The organism is Methylorubrum podarium (genome assembly GCF_022179745.1).
GTDB lineage: Bacteria > Pseudomonadota > Alphaproteobacteria > Rhizobiales > Beijerinckiaceae > Methylobacterium > Methylobacterium podarium.
The window spans coordinates 1-3,240 of record NZ_BPRD01000492.1 but is presented as its reverse complement, the minus strand read 5'-3'; the positions used below and the strand labels follow the sequence as shown (position 1 = coordinate 3,240).

Here is a 3,240-nt window from a genome sequence, read left to right as displayed (position 1 = left end):
GTCGTCCTTGCCGAGCGCCGCCTGCGCCGCGGCGAGGCGGGCGATCGGCACGCGGAAGGGCGAGCAGGACACGTAGTCGAGGCCGACCTCCTGGCAGAAGCCGATCGAGGCCGGATCGCCGCCATGCTCGCCGCAGATGCCGAGCTTGAGCCCGTCGCGGGTGGCGCGGCCGCGCTCGGCGCCGATCTTCACGAGTTCGCCCACGCCCTCCTGATCGATCGACACGAACGGATCGACCGAGAGGATGCCCTTCTGGGTGTAGGGCCCGAGGAAGGTGGCGGCGTCGTCGCGGGAAATGCCGAGCGCCGTCTGGGTCAGATCGTTGGTGCCGAAGGAGAAGAACTCCGCGGTCTCGGCGATCTCGCCGGCCTTGAGCGCCGCCCGCGGCAGCTCGATCATCGTGCCGACCTGGTATTCAAGCTTCGCCCCCGTCTCCTCCGTCACGGCCTTGGCCATGGCGTCGATCCGGGCCTTGACGATGTCGAACTCCATCCGCGTGAAGACGAGCGGCACCATCACCTCCGGCGTCACCGGGGCGCCGGTGTCCTTGGCGGCCTGCACCGCCGCCTCGAAGATCGCGCGGGCCTGCATCTCGGCGATCTCGGGGAAGGCGATGGCGAGCCGGCAGCCGCGGAAGCCGAGCATCGGGTTGTGCTCGGAGAGTTCGCGGATGCGGTTGCGGATCTTGTCCTCCGGGATGCCGGTCGCGGCCTGGACCTCGCGGATCTCCTCGTCGGTATGCGGCAGGAACTCGTGCAGCGGCGGGTCGAGCAGGCGGATTGTGACGGGTAGGCCCGACATGATCGTGAACAGCTCCGCGAAGTCCTGGCGCTGGTAGGGCAGGATCTTCGCGAGCGCGCTGCGACGGCCCTCGGCATCGTCCGAGAGGATCATCTCGCGCACCGCGACGATGCGGTCGCCCTCGAAGAACATGTGCTCGGTCCGGCACAGGCCGATGCCTTCCGCGCCGAACTTGCGAGCGGCGCGGGCGTCGGCCGGGGTGTCGGCGTTGGTGCGCACCTTCATGGTGCGGACCGCGTCCGCCCACTCCATCAGCGCGGCGAAGTCGCCCGACAGCTCCGGCTGGAGCATCTTGACCTCGCCCTCGATCACCTGGCCGGTCGAGCCGTCGATGGTGATGACGTCGCCCGCCTTCAGGGTCACGCCGCCGACGGTGAGCGTCTGTGCCTTGTAGTCGATCCGGATCGAGCCGACGCCGGAGACGCAGGGCTTGCCCATGCCGCGGGCCACCACCGCCGCGTGGCTGGTCATGCCGCCGCGCGTCGTGAGGATGCCCTCGGCGGCGTGCATGCCGTGGATGTCCTCGGGCGAGGTCTCGATGCGCACGAGGATGCAGCGGCGCTCGGCCTTCTTAGCGGCTTCCGCGGCTTCCGAGTTGAACACGATCTCGCCGACGGCGGCGCCCGGCGAAGCCGGCAGGCCGGTGGCGATGACCTTGCGCTCGGCATCCGGGTCGATGGTCGGGTGCAGGAGCTGGTCGAGGGCGCCGGGCTCGATGCGCTTGATCGCTTCCTCCTTCGAGATCAGGCCCTCGCCCGCGAGCTCCACGGCGATGCGCAGGGCCGCCTTGGCGGTGCGCTTGCCGTTGCGGGTCTGGAGCATCCAGAGCTTACCCCGCTCGATGGTGAACTCCATGTCCTGCATGTCGCGGTAGTGCTTTTCCAGAATCCCGTAGATGCGGGTCAATTCGGAAAAGCTCTCGGGCATCGCCTTCTCCATCGAAGGCTTTTCGCTCTTTGCCTCGATGCGGGCCTTTTCGGTGATGTCCTGGGGCGTGCGGATGCCCGCCACCACGTCCTCGCCCTGGGCGTTGATGAGGAACTCGCCGTAGAGCGCGCTCTCGCCGGTGGAGGGGTTGCGGGTGAAGGCGACGCCGGTGGCCGAGGTGTCGCCCATGTTGCCGAACACCATGGCCTGGACGTTGACGGCCGTGCCCCAGCTCTCGGGGATGTTGTTCAGCTCGCGATACTTCTTGGCCCGCGGGATCATCCAGGAATCGAACACCGCGCCGATCGCGCCCCAGAGCTGGTCCTCGGGCTTTTGCGGGAAGTCGGAGCCGTGCTCGTCGCGGACGATCTTCTTGTAGACGCCGATCAGGTGCTTCCAGTCGTCGGCCTTCAGCTCGGTGTCGAGGTTGAGGCCCTTCTCGTCCTTGTAGTGCTCCAGCGCCTCCTCGAAGGCGTGATGCTCCACGCCGAGCACGACGTTCGAGTACATCGTGATGAAGCGGCGATAGGAATCGTAGGCGAAGCGCTCGTCCTCGGCGTCCTTCGCCATCGCCTCGACGGTGGTGTCGTTGAGGCCGAGATTGAGCACGGTGTCCATCATGCCCGGCATCGAGGCGCGGGCGCCGGAGCGGACCGAGACGAGCAGGGGCTTCTCGGCGTCGCCAAAGCGGCGGCCGGTGAGCGCACCGACCTTGTCGAGAGCGGCCTTCACCTCGTCGGCGAGTTCCGCCGGGTAGGTCTCGCCGTTCTGGTAGTAGTAGGTGCAGACTTCCGTGGTGATGGTGAAGCCGGGGGGCACCGGAAGGCCGAGGTTCGACATCTCGGCGAGGTTGGCGCCCTTGCCGCCGAGGAGATTGCGCATCGACGCCTCGCCCTCGGCCTTGCCGTCACCGAAGGAATAGACCCATTTCGTCATCAGTCTCTCCGCTGGACGGATCTGGCGACCAAGCGCCGCTCACGCGGGCGTGGCGCATCTCATGTCGCAGTGCAAGGATAAGCTTCACGTCGCTCCGCCACGAGGAGTGACGATGTGGGGGCTCTGTCAGAGCTTAGTGCGCGCATCCCAAAAGGGGAGTGCGCCCCGGCGCGGAAGGGCGCGGGACGGCAAAGGTTGCGCTGCAAAAGAGAGGCCGGGCCACCGCTTCCCGCTTCCCCCTGTCAGGAGAAGTGGCGAAGGACGCCCAGCCCGATCAGCCCGACGACGATCAGATAGATCGCCACGATGTAGTTCAGCAGCCGCGGCGCGATCAGGATCAGGATGCCCGCCAGGATCGCGACGATCGGCTGGAGATGCGAGAGGGTGATGGTCATGGCCGGGTGTTCGAGCGCGATCCCGCGGCCAAGCTTGGCCGCAGGGTAACGACGCTCGGGGAACGCAAAAGGTTCCCCGAACCCGGCCGGATCAGACGCGGTGGATCAAACGCGGTACTTGCCGTTGCGCTTCACCACGAGCGCGTCCCCGTCGGCGCCCGCGTCGTGGTGAAGCGCAACG

At 67.5% G+C, this 3,240-nt stretch carries 2 protein-coding genes; both read right to left on the bottom strand.

Going from position 1 to position 3,240, the window contains the following annotated elements; all coding sequences use genetic code 11:
• The coding region (ppdK, locus tag MFF42_RS21690; RefSeq protein ID WP_238257663.1) for a pyruvate, phosphate dikinase at positions 1-2,664 on the bottom strand (2,664 nt) is incomplete at its 3' end.
• A gap of 242 nt (positions 2,665-2,906) precedes the next feature.
• Entirely contained in the window at positions 2,907-3,059 is a 153-nt protein-coding gene (locus MFF42_RS21685) for a DUF3096 domain-containing protein (protein WP_012454889.1), read from the bottom strand.
• Positions 3,060-3,240: the final 181 nt, after the last annotated feature.

What these genes read in the sequence shown, in the direction of transcription:
- MFF42_RS21685 (WP_012454889.1), bottom strand. Translation starts at nt 3,059, where the DNA reads ATGACCATCACCCTCTCGCATCTCCAGCCGATCGTCGCGATCCTGGCG.